At 70.2% G+C, this 26,319-nt stretch carries 27 protein-coding genes; 14 read left to right on the top strand and 13 right to left on the bottom strand.

Going from position 1 to position 26,319, the window contains the following annotated elements:
• Positions 1-407: 407 nt before the first annotated feature.
• Complete coding sequence (locus tag AB0I15_RS47500) at positions 408-695, bottom strand: hypothetical protein (RefSeq protein ID WP_358112259.1); 288 nt, start codon at positions 693-695, stop codon at positions 408-410.
• 578 nt (positions 696-1,273) lie between these two features.
• Positions 1,274-2,167 carry a Ku protein gene (locus AB0I15_RS47495; protein WP_358112256.1) on the bottom strand — a complete coding sequence of 298 codons (894 nt, stop codon included), beginning with the start codon at positions 2,165-2,167 and terminating at the stop codon, positions 1,274-1,276.
• A gap of 80 nt (positions 2,168-2,247) precedes the next feature.
• Between AB0I15_RS47495 and ligD (AB0I15_RS47490) the strand changes: the two genes are divergently transcribed.
• The 5 genes from ligD (AB0I15_RS47490) to AB0I15_RS47470 all read left to right on the top strand — a co-directional run bounded on the left by ligD (AB0I15_RS47490) (position 2,248) and on the right by AB0I15_RS47470 (position 5,339).
• Positions 2,248-3,141 (top strand): non-homologous end-joining DNA ligase, encoded by an 894-nt coding sequence (gene ligD / locus AB0I15_RS47490; RefSeq protein ID WP_358112253.1) that lies wholly within the window; start codon positions 2,248-2,250, stop codon positions 3,139-3,141.
• Positions 3,138-4,010, top strand: a complete 873-nt coding sequence (ligD, locus tag AB0I15_RS47485; protein ID WP_358112250.1) for a non-homologous end-joining DNA ligase — start codon at positions 3,138-3,140, stop codon at positions 4,008-4,010. Before ligD (AB0I15_RS47490) ends, ligD (AB0I15_RS47485) begins: the two co-directional genes overlap by 4 nt.
• 44 nt (positions 4,011-4,054) lie before the next feature.
• Positions 4,055-4,336 (top strand): hypothetical protein, encoded by a 282-nt coding sequence (locus tag AB0I15_RS47480; protein WP_358112247.1) that lies wholly within the window; start codon positions 4,055-4,057, stop codon positions 4,334-4,336.
• A 61-nt stretch (positions 4,337-4,397) separates the two neighbouring features.
• Positions 4,398-5,018, top strand: a complete 621-nt coding sequence (locus AB0I15_RS47475) for a TetR/AcrR family transcriptional regulator (RefSeq protein WP_358112244.1) — start codon at positions 4,398-4,400, stop codon at positions 5,016-5,018.
• Between the two features lie 87 nt (positions 5,019-5,105).
• The gene (locus AB0I15_RS47470; protein ID WP_358112241.1) at positions 5,106-5,339 is read left to right on the top strand and encodes a DUF3107 domain-containing protein; all 234 of its coding nucleotides are present in this window, start codon (positions 5,106-5,108) and stop codon (positions 5,337-5,339) included.
• A 1,058-nt stretch (positions 5,340-6,397) separates the two neighbouring features.
• On the opposite strand, the gene AB0I15_RS47465 is transcribed toward AB0I15_RS47470, so the two are convergent.
• Positions 6,398-7,042: a ferritin-like fold-containing protein gene (locus tag AB0I15_RS47465; protein ID WP_358112238.1), complete on the bottom strand. Its 645-nt coding sequence runs from the start codon at positions 7,040-7,042 to the stop codon at positions 6,398-6,400.
• A gap of 351 nt (positions 7,043-7,393) precedes the next feature.
• On the opposite strand from AB0I15_RS47465, the gene AB0I15_RS47460 reads away from it, so the two are divergent.
• Positions 7,394-9,298, top strand: a complete 1,905-nt coding sequence (locus tag AB0I15_RS47460; RefSeq protein ID WP_358112235.1) for a DEAD/DEAH box helicase — start codon at positions 7,394-7,396, stop codon at positions 9,296-9,298.
• A 168-nt stretch (positions 9,299-9,466) separates the two neighbouring features.
• Here the strand turns inward: AB0I15_RS47460 and AB0I15_RS47455 are convergent, their stop codons facing one another.
• Positions 9,467-10,033 carry a GNAT family N-acetyltransferase gene (locus tag AB0I15_RS47455; RefSeq protein WP_358112233.1) on the bottom strand — a complete coding sequence of 189 codons (567 nt, stop codon included), beginning with the start codon at positions 10,031-10,033 and terminating at the stop codon, positions 9,467-9,469.
• Positions 10,034-10,115: 82 nt separating this feature from the next.
• Here AB0I15_RS47455 and AB0I15_RS47450 point away from each other — a divergent pair, with 82 nt between their 5' ends.
• Together AB0I15_RS47450 and AB0I15_RS47445 are read left to right on the top strand one after the other, a co-directional pair.
• Positions 10,116-11,009 carry an alpha/beta hydrolase gene (locus tag AB0I15_RS47450; RefSeq protein ID WP_358112230.1) on the top strand — a complete coding sequence of 298 codons (894 nt, stop codon included), beginning with the start codon at positions 10,116-10,118 and terminating at the stop codon, positions 11,007-11,009.
• A gap of 13 nt (positions 11,010-11,022) precedes the next feature.
• On the top strand, positions 11,023-11,925 hold the full coding sequence (locus AB0I15_RS47445) for an oxygenase MpaB family protein (protein WP_358112227.1): 903 nt from the start codon (positions 11,023-11,025) through the stop codon (positions 11,923-11,925).
• Here the strand turns inward: AB0I15_RS47445 and AB0I15_RS47440 are convergent.
• The 4 genes from AB0I15_RS47440 to AB0I15_RS47425 are packed head-to-tail and all read right to left on the bottom strand — an operon-like array spanning position 11,885 to position 15,376.
• Positions 11,885-13,051, bottom strand: coding sequence for an MFS transporter (locus AB0I15_RS47440; RefSeq protein ID WP_358112224.1), 1,167 nt, complete (start codon positions 13,049-13,051; stop codon positions 11,885-11,887). The two genes, AB0I15_RS47445 and AB0I15_RS47440, sit on opposite strands and share 41 nt — an antisense overlap.
• A 25-nt stretch (positions 13,052-13,076) precedes the next feature.
• On the bottom strand, positions 13,077-13,970 hold the full coding sequence (locus AB0I15_RS47435; RefSeq protein ID WP_358112221.1) for a PD-(D/E)XK nuclease family protein: 894 nt from the start codon (positions 13,968-13,970) through the stop codon (positions 13,077-13,079).
• 4 nt (positions 13,971-13,974) lie between these two features.
• Positions 13,975-14,697 carry an MBL fold metallo-hydrolase gene (locus AB0I15_RS47430; RefSeq protein ID WP_358112218.1) on the bottom strand — a complete coding sequence of 241 codons (723 nt, stop codon included), beginning with the start codon at positions 14,695-14,697 and terminating at the stop codon, positions 13,975-13,977.
• Positions 14,698-14,749: 52 nt separating this feature from the next.
• A complete protein-coding gene (locus tag AB0I15_RS47425; RefSeq protein WP_358112215.1) occupies positions 14,750-15,376 on the bottom strand; it encodes a DUF6758 family protein in 627 nt (208 codons plus the stop codon).
• Between the two features lie 74 nt (positions 15,377-15,450).
• On the opposite strand from AB0I15_RS47425, the gene AB0I15_RS47420 reads away from it, so the two are divergent.
• The gene (locus AB0I15_RS47420; RefSeq protein ID WP_358112212.1) at positions 15,451-15,849 is read left to right on the top strand and encodes an NUDIX hydrolase; all 399 of its coding nucleotides are present in this window, start codon (positions 15,451-15,453) and stop codon (positions 15,847-15,849) included.
• A gap of 36 nt (positions 15,850-15,885) precedes the next feature.
• Here the strand turns inward: AB0I15_RS47420 and AB0I15_RS47415 are convergent, their stop codons facing one another.
• Together AB0I15_RS47415 and AB0I15_RS47410 are read right to left on the bottom strand one after the other, a co-directional pair.
• Positions 15,886-18,852 carry a hypothetical protein gene (locus AB0I15_RS47415; RefSeq protein WP_358112209.1) on the bottom strand — a complete coding sequence of 989 codons (2,967 nt, stop codon included), beginning with the start codon at positions 18,850-18,852 and terminating at the stop codon, positions 15,886-15,888.
• Between the two features lie 430 nt (positions 18,853-19,282).
• The gene (locus AB0I15_RS47410; RefSeq protein ID WP_358112206.1) at positions 19,283-20,269 is read right to left on the bottom strand and encodes a type II CAAX endopeptidase family protein; all 987 of its coding nucleotides are present in this window, start codon (positions 20,267-20,269) and stop codon (positions 19,283-19,285) included.
• 99 nt (positions 20,270-20,368) lie between these two features.
• Between AB0I15_RS47410 and AB0I15_RS47405 the strand changes: the two genes are divergently transcribed.
• Both AB0I15_RS47405 and AB0I15_RS47400 read left to right on the top strand, forming a co-directional pair.
• Entirely contained in the window at positions 20,369-21,058 is a 690-nt protein-coding gene (locus AB0I15_RS47405) for a hypothetical protein (RefSeq protein WP_358112203.1), read from the top strand.
• Positions 21,055-21,600 carry a DUF6529 family protein gene (locus AB0I15_RS47400; protein ID WP_358112200.1) on the top strand — a complete coding sequence of 182 codons (546 nt, stop codon included), beginning with the start codon at positions 21,055-21,057 and terminating at the stop codon, positions 21,598-21,600. Before AB0I15_RS47405 ends, AB0I15_RS47400 begins: the two co-directional genes overlap by 4 nt.
• Here AB0I15_RS47400 and AB0I15_RS47395 read toward each other — a convergent pair.
• Positions 21,590-22,522 carry a CoA ester lyase gene (locus AB0I15_RS47395; protein WP_358112197.1) on the bottom strand — a complete coding sequence of 311 codons (933 nt, stop codon included), beginning with the start codon at positions 22,520-22,522 and terminating at the stop codon, positions 21,590-21,592. The two genes, AB0I15_RS47400 and AB0I15_RS47395, sit on opposite strands and share 11 nt — an antisense overlap.
• A gap of 145 nt (positions 22,523-22,667) precedes the next feature.
• Here AB0I15_RS47395 and AB0I15_RS47390 point away from each other — a divergent pair, with 145 nt between their 5' ends.
• The gene (locus AB0I15_RS47390; protein ID WP_358112194.1) at positions 22,668-23,036 is read left to right on the top strand and encodes a hypothetical protein; all 369 of its coding nucleotides are present in this window, start codon (positions 22,668-22,670) and stop codon (positions 23,034-23,036) included.
• Here AB0I15_RS47390 and AB0I15_RS47385 read toward each other — a convergent pair.
• Positions 23,020-24,033 carry an EamA family transporter gene (locus AB0I15_RS47385; protein WP_358112191.1) on the bottom strand — a complete coding sequence of 338 codons (1,014 nt, stop codon included), beginning with the start codon at positions 24,031-24,033 and terminating at the stop codon, positions 23,020-23,022. The two genes, AB0I15_RS47390 and AB0I15_RS47385, sit on opposite strands and share 17 nt — an antisense overlap.
• Before the next feature lie 96 nt (positions 24,034-24,129).
• Between AB0I15_RS47385 and AB0I15_RS47380 the strand changes: the two genes are divergently transcribed.
• On the top strand, positions 24,130-25,341 hold the full coding sequence (locus AB0I15_RS47380) for a CBS domain-containing protein (RefSeq protein WP_358112188.1): 1,212 nt from the start codon (positions 24,130-24,132) through the stop codon (positions 25,339-25,341).
• Positions 25,331-25,798 carry a DUF1003 domain-containing protein gene (locus AB0I15_RS47375; RefSeq protein WP_358112184.1) on the top strand — a complete coding sequence of 156 codons (468 nt, stop codon included), beginning with the start codon at positions 25,331-25,333 and terminating at the stop codon, positions 25,796-25,798. Before AB0I15_RS47380 ends, AB0I15_RS47375 begins: the two co-directional genes overlap by 11 nt.
• Here the strand turns inward: AB0I15_RS47375 and AB0I15_RS47370 are convergent.
• Positions 25,782-26,243, bottom strand: a complete 462-nt coding sequence (locus AB0I15_RS47370; protein WP_358112180.1) for a MarR family transcriptional regulator — start codon at positions 26,241-26,243, stop codon at positions 25,782-25,784. The genes AB0I15_RS47375 and AB0I15_RS47370 overlap by 17 nt on opposite strands.
• Positions 26,244-26,319: the final 76 nt, after the last annotated feature.

Here is a 26,319-nt window from a genome sequence, read left to right as displayed (position 1 = left end):
ATGGCCAGACCCGCGAGAACACTCTTGAACTTGGGCATTGAGATTCCCCCCTAAAGGTTCGATTGCCCTGATGCCACACCCCGCCACCACCCGCCCGCCCGACAAAGAGAACAACGCCGGGACCACGGATCCGATGAAGGATGCCACGGACCCTCCGGAAAACAACTCCGGCATCCGCACTCCTGCATATAACCGGGCGAAACACCCACAAACCGGCATTGTCTTCTTTTGCCCTATACCAGGAGAAGTCACAAGCATCCCCACCCCCGCCACAACCCCCGCACAACACGATGAGGGCCCCCTGGCCAGATGCCAGTGGAGCCCTCAATAAAGGTTGCCGTGAAGACGAGAGAAAGGCGCCCGTGGAGAACGGGCATTCATCCCCCCGCAACCATCACGAGATCACGTCAGCTCGTGGTCTGACGCTGGTCCCTGTGGTGGTGGTTACGGTTGTAGTTGTAGTTGTGGACCTTGACCTTGAGACGCAGCTTGGGGTGGTGGTGACGGCGCCAGCCGCAGCGGTTCCAGCGGTTGTAGCGGTAGCAGCTGCTCCCGGTCACAACGGACGTCCCCGCACTGATCTGCGTGGCAGCACTGGCGCCGGCGGCGGTGGTGGCGGCACCCGCGACCAATGCACCACCGGTCAACGCCGTACTGATGGCGAGGCCCGCGATAACACTCTTGAGCTTGGGCATTGCGTTTTCCCCCTAAAGGTTTCGATTGCCCCGTACTCGACTTTTCCGGATTTCCCGGAAGGAAGTCCTGGAAGACCATCAAACAAGCCATCCGGTAAATATCATTTCCTGAGCCAGAGACAGACAAACGAAGATCGCCCTACTTTGCTATGGATTAACGGTCCTATTGCTTGGCTTACATAGTTATAAATTGAAATAGCACGAATTGCCCTATATGTCCGATTTGGGAGGGTATCGGCGGGTTGCCGGGCGCAGAGCAGCGTTGATTCTTCGAGAGGCAGGGGGCCTTGCGGGAAATCCCGGGAGAATTCGCCGGAATGGCCCGGCGGTGGTGGCGGCGGCGCGTCGACCGGAGTCGGAATTGTCGCGGCCATGACTGATCGCGTCCTGGCCGACTACGCGGGCCCGGGTCGCGTCGATCGCCCGCACCCGCCATCCGTGGAGGCGGGTGAACGGGCAGGGTCGCGCGTGGCGGCCCCGACCGAGGGGGACGGAGGCAGGCCGCAGCCCCGTCTCAGCGGTCTCGGCGCCTGGGGGCCAGGCTCACATGACGGCCCTTGGGGCCCGTACGCGCCGCGTCAGGCGGACTTGCGGGTCTTCCGCTTGGCGGCGGGCTTCTCTTCGTCCTTGGCGGCGTCCTTGGAGTCCTTCGACTTCGCCGCGGCCGCCTTCTTGGGTTTGGCCGCGCCGCCGCCCTCGCGTTCGCGCTTGGCCGCCTCCACGCTGGCCCGCAGCGCCGCCATGAGGTCCACCGCCGGGCCCGCTTCCTCTTCCTCGCGGGCCGGGATGACCTCCTTGCCCGCCACCTTCGCCTCGATCACCTGCTGCAGCGCCTCGCGGTAGGTGTCGTGGTATTCGCTCGCGTCGAAGTCCGCCTCCATCGTGGTGATGAGGGACTCGGCCATCTTGAGCTCTTGGGCGCGTACTTCGATGTCCTCCTCGAGGAAGCCGAAGTCGGGGGTGCGGATCTCGTCCGGCCAGAGCATCGTCTCCAGGACGAACACGCCGTCCCTGACCCGCAGCGTGGCGAGCGACTCGCGCTGCCGCAGTGCCACCTTGACCACCGCCACCTGCCCCGAGCTCTCCAGGGCGTTGCGCAGCAGCACGTACGACTTCGCCCCCTGGGCGTCGGGCTCCAGATAGTACGACTTGGCGAAGTAGATGGGGTCGATCTGCTCCGCCGGGGTGAACTGCAGGACGTCGATCCTGCGCGACGTCGTCAGCGGCAGATCCTCGAAGTCCTCGTCGGTGAGCACCACGATCTCACCCGTCGCCAGTTCGTAACCCTTGGCGATGTCGGAGTAGGGGACCTCTTCGCCGTCCAGCGTGCACACGCGCTTGTAGCGGATCCTGCCGCCGTCCTCGCGGTGGACCTGGTGGAACGTGACGTCCTTCTGCTCGGTCGCGGAGTAGAGCTTGACCGGAATCGTGACCAGCCCAAAGGAGATCGCACCCTTCCAGATGCTGCGCATGGCGACTCCTCAGCTCTCAACGGCGCACCAATGGGCACATACCCGTCATGGGGCAACCAATGCCATACCCAATCGAACCAATGCTGGCCGTACCTGGGGAACTACCCTCCGATCGCGACCTGTACGGCCTCGAGGTCAAGTGGGACGGCATCCGCGCCCTCATCCATCTCGGCGCGCATCCGGACGGCGGGCCGAGGGTGACGGGGAGGCACGGGGTCGAGTACACGCGGCGTTATCCGGAAATTTCAGGGTTCGGGGTGAAGAACGCGGTCATCGACGGCGAGGTCGTGGCGCTCGATCCCCACGGCCGGCCCAGCTTCGTACGACTACAGCGCAGGATGCACCTGACCGACCCCGAGCCGGTCATGCTCGAGCTGTACCCGGTCACGTACATACCGTTCGACCTGCTCTACCTCGACGGCCTGCCGCTGTTCGACCTCTCCTACCGCGACCGCCGGGCCCTGCTCGACGAGCTGGACATCGGCGCGCCCCCGTACTTCCCCGGCGAGTCCAACCTGCTCTCCGCCACCCACCAGCAGGGCCTCGAAGGCGTCGTCGCCAAGCGGCTCGACTCCCCCTACCGGGCGGGCACGCGTTCGCCCTGGTGGATCAAGGTGAAGAACCTGACCACGCGGGAGGTCGTCATCGGCGGCTGGAAACCGGGCAAGGGACGCCGGTCCGGCGGAGTCGGATCGCTGATCATGGGGGTGTTCACGGACACGGGGCTGACGTACGTCGGGCACGTCGGCACGGGGTTCACCGACGCCGTGCTCGACGACCTGCTCCAGGCGCTGCGGCCGCTGGAGATCCCGCGCAGCCCGTTCAGCAACGACGTCCCCTGGCGGAATCGGTGGGTTAGGCCTGATCTGGTCGGGGAGGTGGCCTACACGATGTGGACCGACGAAGAGCGGCTGCGGCACCCCGTGTGGCGCGGGCTGCGGCCCGACAAGACCCCCGCGGAGGTGACGCGATGAAGGTGCCGGTCAAGGTGGGCGGGCGCGACCTGACGCTCAGCAACCTCGACAAGGTCCTCTATCCGGACTTCGGCTTCACCAAGGCCGAGATCATCGACTACTACAGCCGCGTCGCCCCCGTCCTCCTCCCCCACCTCGCCGGCCGCCCCCTGACCGTCAAGCGCTACCCGAACGGCGTCAACGGCCCCTTCTTCTTCGAGAAGAACGCCCCCGACCACACCCCCGGCTGGGTCAGGCTGGCCACCCTGCCCGCCCCGGGCAGCACCAAGAACCGCGAGACCATCGACTTCGCCATCGTCGAGGACCTGCCCACGCTCGTCTACTACGCCAACCTCGCCGCGCTCGAACTGCACGTGCCCCAGTGGCGGGTGGACGACGACGGCGAGCCGCTGCCGCCCGACACGCTGGTGTTCGACCTCGACCCGGGGCCGCCGGCGACGATCGTCGAGTGCTGCCGGGTGGCGCTCATGCTGCGCGAGGTGCTGGCCGGCGAGGGCCTCACCGCGCGCCCGAAGACGAGCGGCAACAAGGGCATGCAGTTGTACGCCGACTGGGACTGCCGGGAGGAGCCCTCCACGTACGCCAAGAGGCTCGCCCAGCTCCTGGAGAAGGAGCACCGCGACCAGGTCGTCAGCGTGATGGCGAAGAAGGCGCGGCCGGGCAAGGTCTTCATCGACTGGAGCCAGAACAATCCGGCCAAGACCACCGTGGCGCCCTATTCGCTGCGGGCCAGGGAGCGGCCGACCGTGTCGGCGCCGCTGCTCTGGAAGGAGGTCGAGGGCTGCGAACGACCTGATGAGCTGGTGTTCACTGCGCCCGACGTGCTGGCCAGAGTGGAGAAACACGGCGACCTTTTCGGCCGGGCGTAGGCTGGATCCCGTCCACACCGAGAGGGGGACCGAAGATGTCGGAGATGGACACACGCGGGGAAGAGGGCGCTGTGGACGAGGCTGAGCTCTCGGCCGAAACGCCCGAGGCCGACGCCGTCGAGCAGCACGCGGAGGTGCGTCAGCGCGGGGGCGGGCTGCGGCCCGAGCTGCCGCTGGAGGTCGACCCCGGCGACGCGGCCGAGCAGGAGCTGGACGCGCGCGAGGACGGCGACTACGTCCGCCGCGAGCTGCCGCTCGAGGTCGATCCGGCCGACGCGGCCGAGCAGGACCGCGTGGTCGAGCTGGACGACGACGACTATCGCTGAGGCGGTGCTGCCCGCACGTAGGATGTCCGCACTGCCCGCTGAGAGACCTATGGAGACCCGCGTGACAGCAACCCCGGATGCCAAACCCCGGGGCACCAGGCTGCCCCGACTCGCCCGCCGCCGTCAGCTACTGAGCGCCGCGCAGGAAGTGTTCGTGGAGAACGGCTATCACGCGGCCGCCATGGACGAGATCGCGGACCGGGCCGGGGTCAGCAAGCCGGTGCTCTACCAGCACTTCCCGGGCAAGCTCGAGCTCTACCTCGCGCTGCTCGACCTGCACGTCGACGACATGGTCAACCGGTGCAGAGAGGCGCTGGCCTCCACCCACGAGAACAAACTGCGCGTGCAGGCGACCTTCAGCGCGTTCTTCGACTTCGTCTCCTCGCAGGGCGAGGCGTTCCGGCTGGTGTTCGAGTCCGACCTGCGCAACGTGGCGCCCGTGCGGCAGCGGGTGGAGCGCTCGCTCCAGGTGTGCGCGGAAATGGTCAGCGAGCTCATCCAGGAGGACACCGGCTGCACCAGTGACGAGGCGCACCTGCTCGGCGTCGGCCTGGTGGGCATGGCCGAGGTCAGCGCCCGCTACTGGGTCACCACGCACGGCTCGATCCCGAAGGACGCGGCCGAGCAGCTCATGGCGCGACTGGCCTGGCGCGGCATCAGCGGTTTTCCGCGTACGGCATAACCCGTTCGCTGGGCGCGATCATTCGCGTTTTCCCGGGTCCGAGCGGCCACGATGGTATGGAGCCAGCCCGTCGACTAGGGAGCCACCATGGAAGTCAAGATCGGCGTACGCTCCGTACACCGCGAACTCGTTGTCGAGACCGACCTGACGGCCGAGCAGGTCGAAGAAGAGATCAGAAACGCCCTGTCGGTGGATCGCGGCGGCGTTTTCGCCATCACCGATGTCAAGGGCAGGCGGATCGTGGTGCCGGTGGCCTCGCTCGGCTTCGTCGAGATCGGCGAGGATGAGTCCAGGCCGGTCGGATTCGGCGGCACACTCTAAGGATTCGAAGCGGGAGGGTACGGCTCGGGCGCCGTACCCTTCACGAACGCACGCTTCGCCGGGGAGTTCGCCGCGTGAACGACCCGGGACCGCGCAGGTCCCTCGGGGTGAGCGGCATGGTTGGGGAACAGGCGAGCGGCGGGCAGGTCGCAACGGTCTCCACCCTTGCCCCACCAGCCCGGAGCCGCCGGGCCCGCGCCTCGGTCGCTTGGGCCGGCCATCCACGACGTCCCCTGCCAGGTCGTCCACTCCGCCTCACCGGCCGTCCACGACATCGGTCAGGTCAGTCGTCGACGGCGTCCGCCGGGCCGGTCGTCGACGGCGTCCGTCAGGCCGGTCATCCACCAGACCGGCCGAACCGGTCGTCGACGGCGTCCGTCGGACTTGTCGTCCGCTACGGCCGCAGGGCGGGGCGTTCAGGGCGGCGGGGAGGGCGGTATGGCGGCGGCACGAAGAGGCGCGCTTATCTCGTCGGTGTGTGTGTGGCGTCAGCGCGACGCCGGGGCCGCCCTTGGCAGCGGCGGCCGACCGGCGTGGCTCAGGACGGCGGCGTGACTCGTGATGTCGCCGTGGCGTGCGGTGTCGCCGTGGCGTGCGGTGTCGCCGTGGTTTCTGTTGTCGCCGTGGCTTGTTGGTGTCGCCATGGCTTTTGTGGTCGCCATGACGCGTGTCGTCGCCGTGGCTTGTGTTGTGGGTGTGGCTGGTGTTGTCGGGGTGGGTGGTCCGCTGAATCCGGCGCAGGACTTTGCGTGCCCGCCCTCATGCCGCGCGGACACCGGTGGGACGTCGTCGGGGTTCAGCCCAGGGTAGGTGGCTTGCCGATCTGACAACCGCGGGGCCGCCGGTGCCGAGGGGCGCATTCCCGCCCCGGCTCGGCGGTCGGACAGTCCGCGCTCTCCCTCCGCAACACTGCGCGTGGAGTCCAGCGATTCGGCCTACATCTCGTCAAGGAACTGCCGTAGCGGCGCGAGGCCCTCATGTCCGAACGGTACAACCCTTTCGTGCCCGCGCGCCCCCCGATGTACGGACCCACCCGCATCACCGCAGGTCAAAGACGGTCAGATGCCCATCGCGGCCATGCGCTTGTTGTGCGCCTCGGTCAGCTTCGCGAAGAGCCGGGAAATGTCGGTCTGGCCCTCCCCTACCGACTCCACCAGCAGCAGCGCCAGCTCCGGCCGCGCCGAGGCCACCTGCTGCCCCTGGCTGAGCGCCTCCCCGACCAGTCGCCGCGCCCACAGCGCCAGCCGCCCGCCCGCCGCCGGATCCGCCTCGATGCCGGCCCTGACGCGCTCCACCGCGAACTGCGAACGTCCTTCGTCCACCAGGACCTCGTCGACCAGCTCGGTGATCGACGGATCGAGGTGCCTGGTCGCCTCCCGGTAGAAGTCGAGCGCGATGCCGTCTCCCACATAGGTCTTGATCAGCGCCTGCAGCCAGTCGGCCGGCCTGGTCTGCGCGTGCCAGGCGTCCAGCGCGGCCACGAACGGCGACATGGCCTCGTCGGGATCGGCCCCCAGCTCGCCCAGGCGGTCGCGCAGGAGACGGAAGTGGGCGTACTCCGTCACGGCCAGCTCGCTCAGCGCCGCCCGATCGGCCAAGGAGGGCGCCAGCGTGGTGGCGTCCTCGGTCATCCGTGCGTACGCGCTAAGCTCGGCATAGGCCAGCACACCGAGCAGGTCGACGACTCCAGGAGACTGCTTCATGGAAGGCAGCGTACTTCGGAGAATCTTCGGGAACATACGCAAGCTCGGTCAGCGTTGTGGTATCGAGTACACTGCTCTGTGAAAGTGCGACCGCACTGTGTTAATTCGGGGGAATCCCCCGATTACCCCCCGATTCCCCGGGTGCGCGGTCGCTGATGACGCGAGAGGGCTGGCTCTACCGCGAGGACCCACAAACGAGGGCGTTTTCCCGCCCGTCGGTCCCGGCAGGCCCGCCTTCATTTGAGACTGAGGCAGGCCACGCTGACGACTTTCCGAGACCTCGGAGTCACACCAGAGATCGCCGATGCCCTCGAGACCGAGGGCATCGTGACACCGTTCCCCATCCAAGAGATGGCGCTCCCGCTCGCCCTGAGCGGCCAGGACCTGATCGGCCAGGCGCGCACGGGCACGGGCAAGACCTACGCGTTCGGCATCGCCATGCTGCAGAGCATCGGCAAGCCGCGCAAAAACCGCAAGAAGCCCCGCGGGCTGGTCGTCGTACCGACCCGTGAGCTGGCCACGCAGGTCAGCGAAGACCTCGTGACCGCCGCCGGCAAGCTCGGATCCCGAGTCTTGACCGTCTACGGCGGCCGGGCCTACGAGCCTCAGATCGAGGCGCTCAAGGCCGGGGTCGACGTCATCGTCGGCACCCCCGGCCGTCTGCTCGACCTGGTCAAGCAGAAGCATCTCGACCTGAGCCAGGTCACCAGCCTCGTGCTCGACGAGGCGGACCGGATGCTCGACCTGGGCTTCCTGCCCGACATCGAGCGGATCTTCAAGCTGATCCCCGAAGAGCGGCAGACCATGCTGTTCTCGGCGACCATGCCTGGCGAGATCGTCGCGCTGTCGCGCAAATACCTCAACCGTCCGACGCACGTACGCGCCGAGCACGAGAACGGCGAGGGTGAGACCACCCCGCAGGTGCGTCAGCTCGTGTGGCGTGCCCACCGGATGGACAAGATCGAGATCGTCGCCCGGCTGCTGCAGGCCGACGGCCGCGGGCTCACCATGGTCTTCTGTGAGACCAAGCGGGCCTGTGACATGGTCTCCGAACAGCTCGACACGCGTGGATTCGCGGTCGCGGCCGTCCACGGCGACCTCGGCCAGGGCCAGCGCGAGCAGGCGCTGCGCGCGTTCCGCAACGGCAAGATCGACGTGCTGGTCGCCACCGACGTGGCGGCTCGCGGCATCGACATCGACGACGTCACCCACGTGGTCAACTACGACTGCCCCACCGACGACAAGACCTACGTGCACCGCATCGGCCGTACCGGCCGAGCCGGGCGCACGGGAATCGCGGTCACGTTCGTGGAGTGGGAGGAGCTGACCCGCTGGAAGATGATCAACCAAATGCTCGGGCTCGACTTCGCCGAGCCCGAGGAGACCTACTCCACTTCGCCGCACGTCTACTCCGAGCTCAACATCCCCGAGGGCACCAAGGGCGTCCTGCCGCACACGAACCGCTCGCGTGCGGGGCTGTCCGCAGAGCGTATCGAGGATCTCGGAGAGACCGGCAGGGTTCGCGGGCGCGGCGTACGCCGCCGTGAGGAGCGCGAGGAGCGCCCTGCCCGCGCGCCGCGCCAGCGCCGCCGCACCCGCGGCGGGAGGGAGCTGGCGGAGACCGGACCCGTTGAGACGCCGGAGGTCGAGCTCGTGGATGCCAAGGCAGAGGAGACTCCCGCGATCTTCACGCCTGACGAGATCGCGGCGGCCGCCGAGCCGAAGCGCACCCGTACGCGTAGGGGGGCGGCTTCGTCTGCCATCGAGCAGGCGCTCGCCGGTGCTCCTGAGGCGCCGGTGAAGAGCACCGACTCCGGTGGCGCCGCCATCGAGGAGGAACCGGCGAAGAGCATCCGCTCCCGCCGGGCCGCCGTGGACGAGGTCGAGGAGGCGCCGGTCAAGCGCGCGCGTACGCGTCGCGTCACCGCCGCCACCACCGCCGCCACCACGGCCGCTCCCATTGAGGCCGCTCCCACCACCGTCGCCGAGCAGGAGGTCGCCGTGCCCGCGTCCGTCATGCAGTCCGAGCCCGTTTTCGAGCCCGAGCCGAGTTTCCTGGCGACGCCGCCCGCGCCGGTGCGCAAGGAGCCGGAGCGGATCATTCCGCCGAGCCCGTTCGCGGTGATCTTCCAGTCGCCGGACCTGGCGACGGACGACGACGACATCGCGCCGTCGGCCGCGACCGAGCGCAAGCAGCAGCGCCGCCAGCCCCGTGGCGGCGGCAGCGGCGGCGGCAACCGCCGCCGCACCGGCTGAGCAACACACGAAAGGCGCGCACCCAAGCCGGGTGCGCGCCTTTCGCGCGTCCGGGGCACCGGGCGTCCGAACAAACCGTGCCGGGCCCGAGGCGCGCCCGGCGCGAAACGCGGGCGGGGTGGAGTGCGGGCGGGGTGGAGTGTGTACGAGTGTGGAGTGGGTGGGGTGTCAGGGGAGGATGCGGCGCATGGTGGGGCGGGTGGGTGTGCGGCGGGCCGTCTCTTCGAAACCCGCCTCCTCGAACAGCGACCGCCACCCGCGGAACAGCTCGGCGGCGGGCAACGGCTCGTCCGTGTCCTTCGGGTAGCCCTCGACGACCCTGGCCCCCTGCCCCGCCGCGTACGACACCGCGCCGGCCAGCAGTGCCGCGGGGACGCCCCGCCCCCGTCCGGCGCGCGTCACGTAGAAGCACGTCACCGACCACACCCCGGCCTCCCCGGGATCGGCGGGTTTGGTGACGGGCGAGCGGACGAGCCGTGGCTGCTCCTCACGCGGCGCCACGGCGCACCACCCCACCGCGGCCCCCTCCAGGTACGCCAGCACGCCAGGCGCCCGCTCAGGGCTCTCCACGAGGGTCTGGAGGCCGTCCTCGCGCCCCGCGGCGCCCATCGCGCCGAATTCCGCCCCCGTGACCCGGAACCACATGCACCAGCATCCCGAATAGGCCCCGTTGGGCCCGAAGACCGTCCGGACGTCATTCCACGACGTCGCGGGCCGGATCTCGAGATCGCGCATACGTCACAACTCCTCAGAACTCGCACCAGCGTAATGGCCATGCCGGTGTCGAGCCGCTGACCTCTGGGTATTGTTGCCCCACGTGAGTACGCCGCGTTTCCTCGACCTGCCTCCTGGCGTCGCACCACAGAAGATCGAAACGTCACAGGGCACGTTCGCGGCCCTGGAGGCGCTGCCGGTCAGCGGTGTGGTTGAGCGCTGGCCCGCGCTCCTGGTCCCCGGCCTGACCGGGAGCAAGGAGGACTTCATCGCTGTGCTGATGACCCTGGCCCAGTCGGGCCGCCGGGTCGTGGCCATCGACCTGCGCGGCCAGTACGAGACGCCGGGCCCCGACGACCCCGACGCCTACACCTGCGCCGCCCTCGGCGCCGACGTCGATCTGCTCGCCCAGGCCATCGGCGGCGCGGGCGACCCCGTCCACCTGGTCGGCCACTCGTTCGGCGGGCTGGTGTCCAGGGAGGCGGCCATCGACGGGCGCACGAGGTTCGCCTCGTTCACGCTGATGAGCTCGGGCCCGGGGGCCATCGAGGGCAGGCGCGCCCGCAACGGCAGGAAGATCATGGACGAGATCCCCGCGCTGGGGCTCGAGCACGTGTGGCACAGCAGGTTCGAGCCTGACGCGCTGGCGGCCGACGTGTCCGACGAGATCCTCGAGTTCCTGCACAAGCGTCTGCTCAGCAACTCGCCGACCGGCCTGTCCCGCATGGCCGAGCAGGTGCTGACCATGCACGACCGCACCGACGAGCTGCGCCAGATCGAGGTGCCGACGCTGGTGCTGTACGGCGAGCACGACGACGGCTGGCCGCCCGAGGCCCAGTCGGAGATGGCGGCCAGGCTCGGCGCCGAGTGCGTGGTCGTGCCGGGCGCCGTGCACTCCCCCGCCGTCGAGGCCCCGGAGACGACGGCGGCCGCCCTCGTACGGTTCTGGAACGCGGCGGAAAAACATTACTTGGACACCCGGTCCAATACCATGTAATTCTGTACTTACTATGACGGGCATCGAAGACATCGTCGTCCAGCCCCCGCAGAGCGCGACCTGGCAGGTGCACCTCGACCGGTCGATGTGGGTGGGCGGCGTACGCGGTCTCATGCTGCAGGCGCTGCACCCCCTGGCCATGCGCGGCGTCTGGCAGAACTCCAACTTCCAGGAGGACCCGTTCGGGCGGCTGCGCCGGACGGCGGACTTCGTGGGCCGGGTGACGTTCGGCAGCCCCGAGGAGGCCGACGAGATCGGCAGGCGGGTCAGGGGCATCCACAAGGCGCTGCGCGTCCACGATCCCGACACCGGCCGCACCCATCGGGTGGACGACCCCGAGCTGCTGCTGTGGGTGCACTGCGCGGAGGTGTCGTCGTACCTGGAGGTGGCCAGGCGCGGCGGGCTCGGGCTCACCGAGCGCCAGGCCGACCGCTACCTCCGCGAGCAGCGCAAGAGCGCCACCTACGTCGGCCTGCACCTCGACGACGTGCCGGGGTCGTGCGCGGAGATGGACGCCTACTTCAAGCGCGCGCGGCCCGGCCTGCGTGTGACGCCCGAGGCGGCCTCGACCGTGCGATTCCTGCTGTGGCCGCGGCTGCCCCGGGAGTTGCGGATGCTGTCCCCCGGCAAGCCCGCCTATTTCCCCTTCGGCGCGCTGTGCTACTACACGCTGCCGGGCTGGGCCAGGCGCATGTACGGCGCGCTGCCCGAAGTCCCCGGAGCGGTGGTGACCGCGGCGCTGAAGGCGGCCAGGCTGGCCCTGAACTCGCTGCCCGAACCGGTGCACGACCACGCGTTCATGCCGGCCACGAGGCGGATGCTGCACGCGTCCAGAGATCGGCTGGGCGCGCTGGGCTACGACGTGCGCAAGGGGCTCAAGGGCCTGACCGATCCCCGCCGCTGGCCGGCCCTCTGACGGGCAGCAGCAGGGCCCCCACCAGCACCACCGCCGACACCCCGGCCATCGTCCAGCCGCCGCCGGACAGGCCGGCCCGGTCGAACAGCGCTCCGAGCAGGGCGGAGGCGGTGGCGGCGCCGACGTACCTGGACGCCTGGAAGATCCCGACGGCCGCCCCCGTGTCGCGCCGGTCGGCGTGGACGAAGACCAGCGAGTTCAGCGCGAACTGGCCGAGCGCCGCGGCCACCCCCAGCAGCGCCGAGGCCACCAGCACCGGCGCCACGGAAGCCGCCGTCAACATCACGCAGGAACCCCCGAACAGCAGTGCCGCGCCCGACACCAGGACCGTGCGCATCCCCATGCGGGCGGCCAGCGCGACCGCGACGGGCGTCATGACGATGCCCAGCCCCGCCAGCGGCAGCACGAGCAGCCCCGCGACGTGCGCGGGCATGCCGACCGTGCTCTGCGCCCACAGCGGCACCGCGAAGAAGGCGAGGTAGAAGGCGACGTTGGTGAGCGCGAACTGGCCGCAGGTGGCCAGCAGCCCGGGGCTGAGCCGGGGCAGCCGCGCCCCGCGGGCCCCGTCCACGCGCACCTTGGGCAGCCACCGCAGCGCCACGGCGAGCGCGACCGCCGCGAGCGGCACGTTGACCAGGAAGATCGCCCGCCATCCCCACACCGAGATCAGGAACCCGCCCAGCACGGGACCGGCGGCGGCGCTGCCGGTGAGCACCATCGAGATCGTCGCGATCACGCGGGGCGGCGGCCGGCCGTCGCCGCCGGGCATGACGGCCTGGATGATCGCCATCCCGGCCGGCATCGTCGCGCAACTCCCGAACGCCTGCAACAGCCGCACGACCACCAGCGCCGGATACGTCGGCGCCAGCGCGGCCAGCACGCCGGTGACCGCCATCGTCACCAGCCCGCCGCAGAACACCAGCCGGGGCCCGAACCTGTCGGCCAGCGTGCCCATCAGCGGCGGCGCCACGATCCCGGTCAGGTAGAACCCGGCGGCCAGCCAGGTGACCGCCGCGATCCCGACGTCGAACTCGGCCTCGATGTGGGCCAGCGCGACGGCGATCATGGACGAGTTCAGTGGGTTGAACAGCGAACCCAGCGCCACCGCCGCCGGTAATCGGCCCACGCGTGTCACATATCGTCCATAACCATTACTCGGCCAAACCGTCCCAAGGCTGACGCTCGGGCCCCGCCGCCTGGCCCTGCGGGCAGTGGCGGCGGAAGTCGCACCACGAGCAGATCGGCCCGACGGTGGGCGCGAACAGCTCGTCGATCTCGGCGGGCACGTCGGCGGGCCGGTCGCCGGTGCCCCGGCGGGTGCCGCGCGGCGCGGCCACGAGCTCCTTGTAGCGCTCGTCGGCCTCCCCCGCCTCCGTGGCGACCTCCTCGGCGCGGCGCAGGTGCCGGGCGAGGGACTCGTCGGTGTGCCGCCACTCGACGATCTCGCCGGTGGGCAGGTGGTGCAGCTCGACCGTACGGCAGGGCGTGCGCATCATCGTGGAGGCGGCGATGGCGTACACGGCCAGGGCGAGCGAGGAGCGGGCGTCGTCCTGGGTGAGCGGGCGGCGGCCGGTCTTGTAGTCGACCACGACCAGCTCGTCACCGCGCCGGTCGAGCCGGTCGATGCGGCCGGACAGGGCGACGACCTTGGTGCGGGTGGCGACCGTGCGCTCGACGCCGACCGGATCGTCCGACGGATCTAAAGTCGCGACATATCCGGAAACGAGGTCGCGGGCGCGACCCAGCCAGCGCGTCGACTGCTCGGCGTCCTTGAACCCCTCGGTGATCCACCCGTTCGTGACCAGGATGGAGGCCGTCAGCGGAGTCCTGCGTTCGTACGGCTCCCGCCACCAGCCGGCCAGCGCGTTGTGCACGCTCGCCCCGACGCTGTTGTGCGCCCACGCGGGGCCCTTGGCAGGCTGCGGCCGGTCGAGGTAGGAGAACCGGTAGCGGCGACGGCAGTCGAGCCAGGCGTTCAACCGCGACGGCGTGCACGAATAGAGCCGCCGCGGCATCCCCTCCAGCGGAAGCTGGTCCGCGTTCACCGGTTTAGTCGTCGCCCGGGTTGAGCTTGATCCCCGAGATCCGCGTGCCGTCGGTCAGCGGGCCCTCGTCGGCGTCGCCGCCTTCGGTGTCGATCCGGGTGAGCGAACCGGACACCCAGTCGTCGAAGTGCGGCTCCAGGTCGCCGACCGTGACCTCGTCACCGTGGGCGGCCAGCACCCGCGTGTCGCCGGGCAGCGTGAACAGCCGCCCGCCGATCGAGGTGAGCTGGTCGGCCAGGGCGGGGTATTCGCCGCCCAGCTTGCCGGGGCCGTCGGCCTGCAGGGCCTTACCGGTGAACACGGCCCCGAGCGCCTCGCAATAGAGCGACACACCGCCGGGCGAGACACCGGGCGTCTCCATGACATCGAGCTGGACGTCGGCGACACCGAAGATGCCGTCGTCCTCCATGTCGATGTCGGGCCAGGTCTCGCGCCAGGTCTCGCGCCACAGGGGCTTGTCCTTGGGATGCAGGGCGACCACGGCCTCGTCTCGGCTGGCCACCTCGATGGCGGCCCCGACGTGGTCGGGCAGGCCCGCCGTGCAGATGACGGCCAGCACCTCCCGCTCGCCGACCTGCTCCAGGATCTTCTCGGCGTCACGCGCCGGGTCGATGACGATCACTTCGTCGTCGTCACCGACGATCCAGGTGTTGTTCTCGACCTTGTGCTCGGTGCCGTCGATGTCGACGACGCCCTCGGTCACCACTCGCTCGATACGCGCTGTCACGCCTCCGAACTCTAGCCCGTCTGCATGACAGCGCGAATCGCGTTCGCGCGTCCTAATCCTCGAGTCTGGGAGAGAACGCCCCGAAAGGCACATCCAGCTCGTGATCACGGACGTCGAGCAGCGACAGCTCGGCCAGCGCGATCATGCAGCCGGCGTCGGCCGGCCAGGCGATGGCCCACAGCCAGTTGCCCATCGCCTCGCCCGCATAAACGGCCCGGTCGTCCTCGCCGTCGACGCACCACAGCGCGGTGGGATGGCCGAGCACGGAGATCTTGGCGTTGGGCGGGCCCGAGTCGAACCCCTCGCCGGGATCGGGGCCGTCGAGCCCCGAGAACGCCGCGCCGAGCCCGATGCCCGGCTCCTCCGCGATGACCAGCAGGTCGGCCGGCCCTTCCATCAGCGACGGGCCGGTCAGCGCGACCACGCTCGCGCGGGCGCCGGTGCGCTGGTCGCCCACCTCGGCGAAGCCGGTCACCAGCCAGCCGACCGGCAACGGCCAGGGCAGCCACACGGGCACGACGGAACTCTTGCGCATCGCCTCGAGCGCGGTGCTGGTCGGCGGCCACGGAGGCTGGTACGGCAGGACATCTCCGTGCGTGCCGCATCGATACGCACTCGACCAGGCGCTCGGCCCGTGAAGCGGGCCGAAACACCGAGGGCAGGTTGGAGCCGCTCTCACAACTACCCACGGTGCTTTCTCCGGCACGGCCACGTCAAGACCGCTCCTCGTTATCCGGTCGTAATCTTGGTCATGTGCGCGTAAATTGTGTCGGCGCGATCATTTTCGACGCCTCTGACCGACTTCTGCTCATCAAACGCGGCCGCCCGCCCGGCGTGGGTCTGTGGTCCATCCCCGGTGGCCGGCTGGAGCCCGGGGAGACGGACGCCGACGGGGTGCGCCGCGAGGTGCTGGAGGAGACGGGGCTGCGGGTGGAGGTGGGCGCTCTGGCCGGCACGGTGGACCGCCCGGGGCCCGGCGGGAGCACGTACGTGATCCGCGACTACCTGGCCACCGCGTCCGAGGGCACGCCGGTGGCCGGTGACGACGCCGCCGACGTGCGCTGGTGCCCCATCGACGACCTGGTACGCCTCCCGCTGACGGAGGGCCTGCTGGAGTCCCTGACGGAGTGGGGCGTGCTGCCCGCGCGCTGACCGCCTCCCTCCCTACCTGCCTCCCTACCTGCCTCCCTACCTGTTCGACGTCAGGCTGGAGGTCCACAGGATCAGGTGGTCGGCGCTGTACGTCGTGGACCGCCCGAGCGCCACGACCTCCGACCCCTCCACGGCCACCGCCGACAGCCACTGCGTCCCCTGCCCGGCCAGGCGGTCCTTGGTCAGCGCCATGCGGTTCCACGCCAGCCCGTCCTGCGAGGTCCAGGCCGCGCTGTCGCCCTCGCCGGGCACGCCGTGCCAGCCGACGGCCACCAGCCCCTCCTTCGCCGCCGCCAGGTCGTACACCGCCGCCGCCTCGTCCGCCGGCAGCCAGGCCGTCTGCCAGGTCTGGCCGTCGTCGTCGGAGACCGCCGCGAACGCGTGCCGGGCGCCGCCGGTCAAGGCCGTGCCCATGGCGACCAGCTTGTCCTGATAAATCGTTATCCGTCGTAGGCCGGCCGACGTGGCGTCCGGCGGGACCACCCGCTTGCGCGCACTCCAGTTCACGCCGTCCTCCGAGAACCACACCACGCTGCTCTCCTGGTCGGCGCCGCCCGAGCCGCCCACCGCCACGTACCCGTCCGGCACGGCCACCGCGTCGTGGATCCGCACCCCGGAGCCGCCCTGCGGCAGCTTCTCCGACCGGGTGAACTTCCGCATGTCGGGCGTGAACCACATGGCGGCGCCGACCGAGCCCGCCGGGTCCCTGGACTCGCCCGCCACCACGTACCCCTCCTTGCCCGCCGTCACCACGTGCGTCTCCAGCGAGGGGTCGTCGGCGTCGCGGGCCAGGTCGCCGGTGATGTTCACCCGCTTCCAGCTCTCGCCGTCGTCGGAGGTGACGAGGAGGGGGTCGGTGACGCCGACGCCCGTCTCGGTGACGCCGACGGCCAGCCAGCCGCGGGAGCCGTGGGCCACGTCCTCGAGCGACTGCCTTCCGGCGCCGCCCAGGCTCATGGACTTCCAGCTCTGCCAGTTCTTGATCGTCCAGAGGCCGGCGTCGCCCGAGGCCGAGCCGACGGCGACGTACCGGCCGCCGAAGCTGCTCAGCGCGTTCGTCTCGCGGGCGATCCTGCTCAGGCCCTCGACCCGGCCGAGCTGCACGCGCGATGCGGCGCCGCGCGGGGGCGCGGACATGAGCACGAGCTGGTTGTCGACGTCGGAGGCCGCCTGGTCGCCGCCGGCGAACAGGGTGCCGCCGTCGGAGATCGTGAACCCGCGCAGCGTCGCCCCCGGCAGGTCGCCGAGGTCGGCCCGCTTGTTCCAGCCCTCCCCGTCGGTGGTGGTCAGCACCGAGTAGCGGCCGAGGCCGGCCTGGGTGATCGCCGCCACCCCCGTCGGGTACGAGATCAGCGACTCCACGCCGACGCTGGCACCGCTGAGCCCGCCGATCGAGCCGCACTGCGCCCACTGCGCCCCCGTCGGGGAGCAGTAGACGCGTACGTCGCCCTCGATCGTGCGCTTGCGCGTGGGCACCAGCACGAACCGCTTGGGCAGCACGGCCAGCGTGCCCGCCCGCGGGTCGGCCTCGGGGAGCTGGAAGCCGGTCGCCTGCCAGTTTCGGCCGCCGTCGGCCGAACGGAGCACCCGCGATCCCTCGCCGTCCGCGGGGACCCCGATGGCCACGACCGTGTCGCCCTTGGCGACCACGGCCCTGAACTCCCGTACTTCCAGCCCCCTGGTCTCGACGCGCTCCCAGCTCCTGCCGTCGCCGGAGCGCCAGGCCGCCGGTCCGGAACCGCCGTCCTCCCCTGCCGTACGGCCGACGGCGACGAATCCGGAGGCCGTCCGCGCGATGTCCTGAATGGTGTCGCCGGCCCTGAACGCGGCCAGTCCCGACTCCTCGACGGCCGTCCAGGTGAACCCGTCGGTGCTGGTCCACAGGCCGCGCTCGGAGCCCCCGTCGCCGCCGCTGGCCAGCCAGCGGCCCTTGCCGCCGACCACGCGCCGCACCGTGGGCGTGGAGGCGCCGTTCACCTGGCCGAGCTGCCACTTCTTGCCTCCGTCAGGGGAGAACAGGAAGAGCGGGCGAGGGGTCGGGCTCGTGGTGTCGCTGCCGACCGCCACGACGGAGCGGCCCACCGAGGTCATGTCGTTGAGCTTCTGGTTGGTGCCGTCGCCCGCGGCGGGGACGGTGAACAGGTCGTCGCCCGAACGGCCGGTGCCGGCCGCGAGGCGCAGGCCCGTGGCCTCGTTGTCGTTCCACTGCCACACCAGCACGCCGGTGGCCACCAGCACGGCGGCGGCCACGGTCAGGACGACGGGGACGGCCCTGCTGCCCCGGTGCACGGGGCTGGACCTGCGGACGGCGGCGGGCGCCGGGCCCCTGTGGTGCCGGCCGCTCGCGCCCTGGGGGCGGGCCGTGCCGGTGGCGACCAGGAGATCGGGCCTGGTGGGCCGCCCGGCCGGGGGCCGCCCGACGCGCCGCTCCTCGCCCTCGTCCTGCGTGCCGGGCTCCTCCGGACTCGGGGGAGGCGGCTCCTCGTCCCGCGCCGCGGCGCGTTCCTCGACGGGGTAGACCAGGCGGTACGGGGGCGTGCGGGTGTCCCGCGCGGGCGCGCTCTCCTCGGGCGCCGGCTCGCGCTCGGACTCCCGCTCCCGCTCCCGCTCGGGCTCCAGCTCCCGCTCGAACTCCCGCTCCCGCTCGGACTCCGGCTCGCGCTCCCTTTCGGCTTCGGTCACGACGGTGTCGGCGTCAGCGCCGATGTCGGCGTCCGTGTGAGCGGCCGGCGCGGCCTCCGTCCCAGGCCGGAACTCGGGACTTCCTGGGGCCTCGGTCTCGGGCCGGGCTCCTGGGGTTTGCGTCTCGGAGGAAGGCTCGGGCCTCTGTGCGCCGGGGTGGAGGACACCGCCGGCGACCAGCTTGTCGGGGCGGTTGACGATGCGGCGGGGCCGGCGGCGAGGCTCGATCTCGGGCTCGGCCGTGGGCGAGCTGTACGGCCTGCGCCCCTTGGGCAGCTCCTGCGGCTCGTCGTCCGCGAGCGGAGCGGCGAACGGCGGCATGCCCCAGGGAGAGGTCAGAGGTAGCCCTCGTGCCCGGTCGTCGGTGGGACCGGGCGGTGAATGGCTGATCCTGGGCTCTGCGGAAGATTGTGGTTCCGACGTGCCCTCAGGATGCGGGTCGTCGTCACCCGGCGGTCGCCGTAGCGGTTCGCTGGGGCCGGAGGCCACGCGCCGTACCTCCTAGTCGAACTAGACGTACAGGTGGATCTCGGTCACAGTGACGGACCGTTCCAGAAAGGTGGTCCACGTTTATGTGCTTGTTTCGGGCTCCATACGCTTTCCGGGTGAAGTATCACACGCGCCTCGTACCCGCCGGACGGAAATGATCACCTCCGGGAAACCCTCGCCATCCCCACAGCATCCAGACCAGCATGCTTGGGCCGGAATAGCGAGACCTCTCTAGCGAGATTCCCGGCACCTCGTGCCGGTTTTATGCAGAAATGTTGCTGATTGACCGCTTTTTAGCTAGATACATCACACCAAACGCATACACACCGAGCTGCACCACGGTTCCCGCCAACGCCTGCCACGGCACCGCCACCTTGGCCTGGTCGAGCGAATCCTCCAGGGTCCCGGCGGCGGCGCTGACCCCGAAGGCCACCAGGTTGTTCATGACGTGCAGCCCGATCGCCGCCTCCAGCCCGCCCGTACGCACCGTCAGCCACGCCATGACGGCCCCGAACGTGAACACGTCCACCAGCCCCGCCCACGAGTAGCCGTGCAATGACGCGAACAGCGCGGAGCCGATGAGGATGCTCCAGATCGGATTGCGCACGTGCGCGCCGACGGCCTGAACGAACCAGCCGCGGAAGACGTACTCCTCGGCCGCCGCCTGGAACGGCACCAGCAGCACGATCACGATGAGCAGCGGCAGGAAGGTCCCCCACCCGATCCAGCCGAACATGTCGGCGTCCAGGCCCGACACGGTCAGGGCCGCCCACTGCGTGCCCTGCCCGAGCACCAGCGCGAGCACGGCCACCCCGGTGCAGCCCGCCATCCACGACCAGCGCAGCCGCCCGGCGACCGACGAGAGCGTCCCCGGCCGGCGCCGCTGGACGAGCGCCGTCGTGCCGTACACGAGCAGGAGCACGGGCGCGATGGACAGCAGCGTCATGGCCAGCCCCAGAGGGGTGCCCTCGGGCAGGAACGTCACGGGATCCAGCGGCGGATCGATGCCCAGGATCCACGCCAGCGCCATGAAGGCGAAGACGACCACGATGCCGATGGCGAAGAACCCGCCGGCGATGACGAGCGTCCCGACGATCGCCCGCCACGGCCGGGCGACGGCGTTTCTCGCGAGATGGTCGTAACGGGCGCCCTGAGGCGCCGGCAGGAACCAGGGCGGCCGCTGCGGCGGGTACGGATACCCGGCAGCCTGCGTGCCGTACGGATATGGTGTCCCTGGATTCTCCTGCATGGCTCCATTCTGTCCGCTTGATGAGCATTAGTTCACAGACGGTCCACCCATTTAGGCGGATGCTCTGTGGCGTAGGCATTTCGACCCTGGGAGCAGTCCATGTCAAGGCTGGGACCTGTCATCACCCTCGCGGCGGGTGCAGTGCTCGCCGTGGGGCTGGGTGTCGCCAGCATCACCGCGGCACCCGCGGCCGAGAACACGGCCGCCAACACCGCCGCCGAAGCCCCTTCCGTCGAGGAGACGAGCGCCGCCCCGGCGCCCTCGCCAACGAAGACGGAGCCGAAGAAGACCGCCAAGGCCGACTACGGCGGCCGGGTCAAGGGCAACGGCGCGCTCATCGCCATCTCGATCAGGAACGGCAAGGCCGTCGGCTACTTCTGTGACGGGCGTAGCGAGGCCTGGTTCAAGGGCAACGAATCAGACGGCACGCTCAACCTCAAGGGAGTGGCCAACGCCGCGTCCAAGGTCACGGCCGACCTGGGCGGCGGCCAGGCCGAGGGCTGGGTCTCGGTCGGCGGCAAGCGCTGGAACTTCGTCGCGCCCACGGTGGTCAAGCCGTCGGGCCTCTACCGTGCCACGGCGATCGTCAGAGGCGCCAAGTTCCGGGCCGGCTGGATCGTGATCAAGAACCCGAACGGCGGTTACCAGCAGGTCGGCACCGCCTTCGCCGGAGAGGAGCAGCTCAACATCCCGCAGCTCGACAGCGAGCAGCCCACCGCCCCGCTGAGTGTCGACGACACCACCATCTACCCGAAGGACGTCGACGGCTTCATCGAGGAGATGCAATGACCGCCATCCACCAGCGGCCCTCCCGAAGCCTGACCCCGTTACTGGTCCCGCTGCTGATCGGCGGCCTCGTGGTGCTCGCGCTCGGGGTCTACGGGCGGCTGCACACGCCGACCGGGTTCGCGGTCGGCGTGGCCGGCTTCTCGGCGGCGCTGCCGATGAAGGTGTGGCTGACGACGGGCTCGTTCGTGCTGGCGATCGTGCAGGTGGTCTCGGCCCTGTCGATGTGGGGCAGGCTCGGGATCACCATCCCGCCCGCCGTGCACCGGTGGTCGGGACGGCTGGCGTTCCTGCTCACGATCCCGGTCGCCTTCCACTGCCTGTACGCCCTGGGCCTGCAGTACGACGTGCCCCGGGTGCTGGCCCACTCGCTGCTCGGCTGCTTCTTCTACGGTGTGTTCACCATGAAGCTGCTCGCGCTGCCCAAACAGAACACCCCCGGCTGGACGCTGCCGGTGCTCGGCGGGCTGACCTTCACGGCGCTCATCGGCCTCTGGCTGACGTCGTCGTTCTGGTTCTTCACCGCCATCGGATTCAAGGTGTGAAGCTCTTCGTCCGTGTCAGCCCGGCCGCCCGCCCCTTGGCGGCCACGACGAGCGCCATCTTCCTGGAGGCCTCGTCGATCATCTCGTCACCGAGCATGACCGCGCCGCGCTTCTCGACCGAGGTGTAGTACTCGTACGCCTCCAAGATCAGCTCGGCGTGGTCATAATCCTCCTGGGCCGGCGAGAACACCTCGTTGGCCGCGTCCACCTGGGAGGGATGCAGCACCCACTTGCCGTCGTACCCGAGCGCCGCCGCCCGTCGCGCCACCCGCCTGAACCCCTCGACGTCCTTGATCTGCAGGTAGGGACCGTCGATGACCTGGAGGTCGTGCATCCTGGCCGCCATGAGCAGCCGCATGAGGATGTAGTGGTAAGCGTCGCCCTCGACGTAGCCGGGCGGCTGCTCTCCGACGACGAGCGTGCGCATGTTGATCGAGGCCATGAAGTCCGCCGGGCCGAACACGAGCGTCTCCAGGCGCGGGGACGACCCGGCGATGGCGTCGGCGTTCACCAGGCCCCTGGCGTTCTCGATCTGGGCCTCGATGCCGATGCGGCCGACCTCGTACCCCATGGTCTTCTCGATCTGGGTGAGCAGGGTGTCGAGCCAGACGACCTCGGTGGAATCCTGCACCTTGGGCAGCATCACGCAGTCGAGGAACTCCCCCGCCCCCTCGACGACCTCGATCACGTCCCGGTACGTCCACTGCGTGGTCAGATCGTTGACCCGGACCACCCGCGTCTTGCCCGACCAGTCGCCCGCGCGCAGCGCGGTGACGATGTTCGCCCGCGCGTCCTGTTTGGCCAGCGGCGCGACGGAGTCCTCCAGGTCGAGGAAGACCTCGTCGACGGGCAGGCTCTGGGCCTTCTCCAGGAACCGGGGGTTGCTGCCGGGCACGGCGAGCACAGAACGACGTGAGCGCATGCGGACACTTTAGATATTCCGGTCGGACGCCGCTCGCCTCGATGCGGGCGATGAGGCCGGCGGCGCCGCACGACCCCGGCGGCGGGGCGGGCAGGAGGACCGGCATGTCCGCACAACGGGATCGGCCCGGCGTACAGTCTGATCTGTGACCGACAGAACCGCGGCCATCCAGGAGGGCGCCAAGAAGTCGGGCGTCCTCTGGCTCACCCTCGACCGCCCCCGCCTGGCCTGGCACGCCTGGCACGACGGCGCGATCTACCTCGTCACCGGTGGCGAGGAGCAGCGCCTTCCCGGCCTCGACGCGCTCGATCGCGTCCGCGTGACGCTGCGCAGCAAGGACAACGGCGCCAAGCTGGTGGACTTCGACGCGGCGGTCTCGGTGGTCGACCAGGCCGCGTCGGCGGACGCCGTGGCGGCGCTGGCGAAGGAGCGGCTCAACGCCCGCGACAGCGAGCACCTCACCGAGCGCTGGGCCCGCGAGTCCACCGTCCTGCGTCTCACCCCCGAGCCGTGACCGCCTCCGCGTCGGCCTCCGGCTCAGGCCTCCGCCCCGGCGCAGGCTCCGGCACGGGGTCCAGCAGGGGGTCAGGCTTCGGCACGGCCTCCGGCTGAGCGCCGCCGGTGGCCGTCTGGGCGAGCAGCGCGCCGGAGAGCACGAGCAGGCCGCCGACGATCTGGAACACGCCGAGCGTCTCACCGACCAGGGCCCAGGCCACCACCGCGCCGCCGATGACCTCCAGCGACGCCACCGTGGCGCCCACCGCGGCCGACAGCCGCCGCACGGCGTTGACGCCCAGGATGTACGCGATCACGGTGGCGACCAGCACCATCCACAGGTACGCGGCCAGCACCGGCAACGTCTGCCCGCCCTCGGGCGTGGCGGAGAGCGTGAAGGCGGCCCAGGGGATGTCCCACGGCCGGGCGAACGGGATCAGCACGACGGCCGCCCCCGTCATGCCCCAGGCGATCAGGCCGAGCGGGTCCACGTCGTCGCCGAAGCTATCGTTCATCAGGAAATATCCGGCGCAGCATGCTCCGGCCAGCAGCCCGAGCAGCAGCCCCAGCGCGTCCAGCCGCAGCCCCTGCCACGCCTCGACGACGATCGCGAGGCCCGCGACGGCGACGACCGCGCCGATGTAGGCGGCCCGCGCGAGCCGTACCTTGCGGACGAACCGCACCCAGGCCACCACCATCACCGGCGCCATGAACTCCAGCAGCAACGCGATCCCCACCGGCAGCCGCGTGATCGCCACGAAGTAGAGCGCCTGCACCCCGGCCACCGCCATGACGGCGTACAGCCCGAAGAAGGGCAGCCTGGACCTGGGGATCCGCAGCGCCCGCGGCTTCAGCACGGCCAGCACGGCGACGAGCAGCAGCCCGGCGCCCGCCATGCGCGTCCAGACCGCCTCGATCGGCGCCAGCCCGGCCGCGATGAGGTATTTGGCCATCGGCCCCGAGAACGCGAAACACCACGAGGACACGAACGCGAGCACGAGTCCCGCATACCTCACCGCACACCACCTGCCGAGTAATTACCGTTAAGCGCGGTTGATACTGACATGTCGGGCGTCTCGGGCGCAATGGGGTGACACTGTTAGCCTGACCACGTGAAGATCTTCGTGGCCCGGCTACCGGGGACCCCGGTCTTCGACCCCGCGGGCGACCAGATCGGCCGTGTCAGGGACGTCGTGGTCGGGCTGCGCCTCAACCGGCCGCCCGTCGTCCATGGCCTGGTGGTGGAGATCCAGCCGCGCCGCCGGGTGTTCCTGCCCATCACCCGCGTACGCGGCATCGAGGCCGGCTCCGTGGTCTTCACCGGGCGGCTCAACATGCGCAGGTTCGAGCAGCGCGCCACCGAGACCCTGGTCATCGGCGAGATCCTCGACCTGTCCGTACGCCTCGGCGACCAGCCCATGACCGTCTACGACGTGGGCATGGAGGAGACCAGGCCGTCCACCTGGGAGATCACCAAGGTCGCCGTCTACAAGGGCAGGCGGCGCGAGCCCCGCACCGTCGACTGGGGCGAGGTCTCCGGGTTCGACACGCTGCAGAAGGACCAGGGCGCCGCCGGGCTGATCGCCGCGTTCGAGTCGATGCGGGCCGCCGACATGGCCAGCGCGCTGCACGAGCTGCCGAGCAAGCGGCGCATCGAGATCGCCCGCGCCCTCAACGACGACCGGCTGGCCGACGTGCTGGAGGAGCTGCCGCCCGACGACCAGATCGGCATCCTGGGCACGCTGGAGCCGGAGCGGGCCGCCGACGTCCTGGAGGAGATGGGCCCCGACGACGCCGCCGACCTGCTGCACGACCTGCCGGAGGAGCAGGCGGCCACGCTGCTGGCGCTGATGGAGCCCGGGGAGGCGGCGCCGGTGCGGCGGCTGCTGACCTACCCGGAAGACAGCGCGGGCGGCGTGATGACCAGCGAGCCGGTGATCCTGCCGCCCAGCGCCACGGTCGCCGAGGCGCTGGCCCACATCAGGCAACACGACCTGACGCCCGCCTTGGCCGCCCAGGTCTACGTGTCCAGGCCGCCGACCGAGACGCCGACGGGCACGTACCTGGGGGTGGCGCACTTCCAGCGGCTGCTGCGGGAGCCGCCCTCGACACTGCTCGGCGGCGTGATAGACCCCTCGATCGACGCGATCAGGCCGGAGTTCACGCTGCGCGAGGTCACCTACTACCTGGCCCACTACAACCTGCTCGCCGCCCCGGTCACGGACGAGCTCGGCCGGCTCGTCGGCGCGGTGACGGTGGACGACGTGCTCGACCACCTGCTGCCCGAGGACTGGCGGGAGAGAGCGGACGACCGTGACCACTGAACGACTCGACCAGCCGCGCGCCCTGCGCCGATCGCTGCGCCCGCACTACGACCCGGAGGCGTTCGGCCGCCTCTCCGAGCAGATCGCCCGGTTCCTCGGCACCGCCCGGTTCATCGTCTACATGAGCGTGTTCGTGGCGGTCTGGGTGATCTGGAACGTGGTGGCGCCCGAGCATCTCAAGTTCGACCCCTACCCGTTCATCTTCCTCACGCTGATGCTGTCGCTGCAGGCCAGCTACGCCGCGCCGCTGATCCTGCTGGCCCAGAACCGGCAGGACGACCGCGACCGCGTCCAGTACGAGCAGGACCGCGAGAGCGCCGAGCGCAACCAGGCCGAGATCGAATATCTGACCCGCGAGATCGCCGGGCTCCGCCTGGCGCTGAACGACGTGGCCACCCGCGACTACCTGCGCTCCGAGCTGGGCAAACTGCTCGACGAGCTCAAGGATCGCCGGTGAGGTCGAGCTTGGCGAGCATCGCCCGGATCTGACCGATCTCGCCGGCGCCCAGCAGGTCGAGGAACTGCGCCCTGATGCCGCGCAGATAGGTCGGCGTGGCCTCGGCCAGCCTCGCCGCGCCGGGCTCCGTCAGCACCGCGAACAGCCCGCGGGCGTCGTCGGCGCACGCCTCCCGCGCGACCAGCCCGTCACGCTGCAGCCGGTCGATGAGCCTGGTCAGGCCGCTGCGGGAGAGCAGGACCCGGTCCGCCAGGTCGTTCATCCGCAGCCGCCGCCCGGGACTCTCCGCCAGTTGCATGAGCACCTCGTACGAGGCCAGCGCCAGATCATGTGTGACGAGCAGCTCCGCCTCCAGGTGGCGGGTGATGCGCACCTGGGCACGCTGCAACATACGCCAGACCGTCAGCTCCTCGGCGGTCAGGCCCTCGTCGCGCAGGAGAGTCACGGAGTAACCTTAGGACGTTGTTGCACAGACATCTAACAGCACGGATTAACTCAGCGAGGCCTTCGGTTCATACGAT

Source organism: Nonomuraea sp. NPDC050643 (assembly GCF_040654715.1).
In the GTDB taxonomy this organism is placed as follows: Bacteria; Actinomycetota; Actinomycetes; order Streptosporangiales; family Streptosporangiaceae; genus Nonomuraea.
The sequence above is the reverse complement of the archived record's forward strand: the minus strand, read 5'-3'. Positions and strand labels throughout refer to the sequence as shown.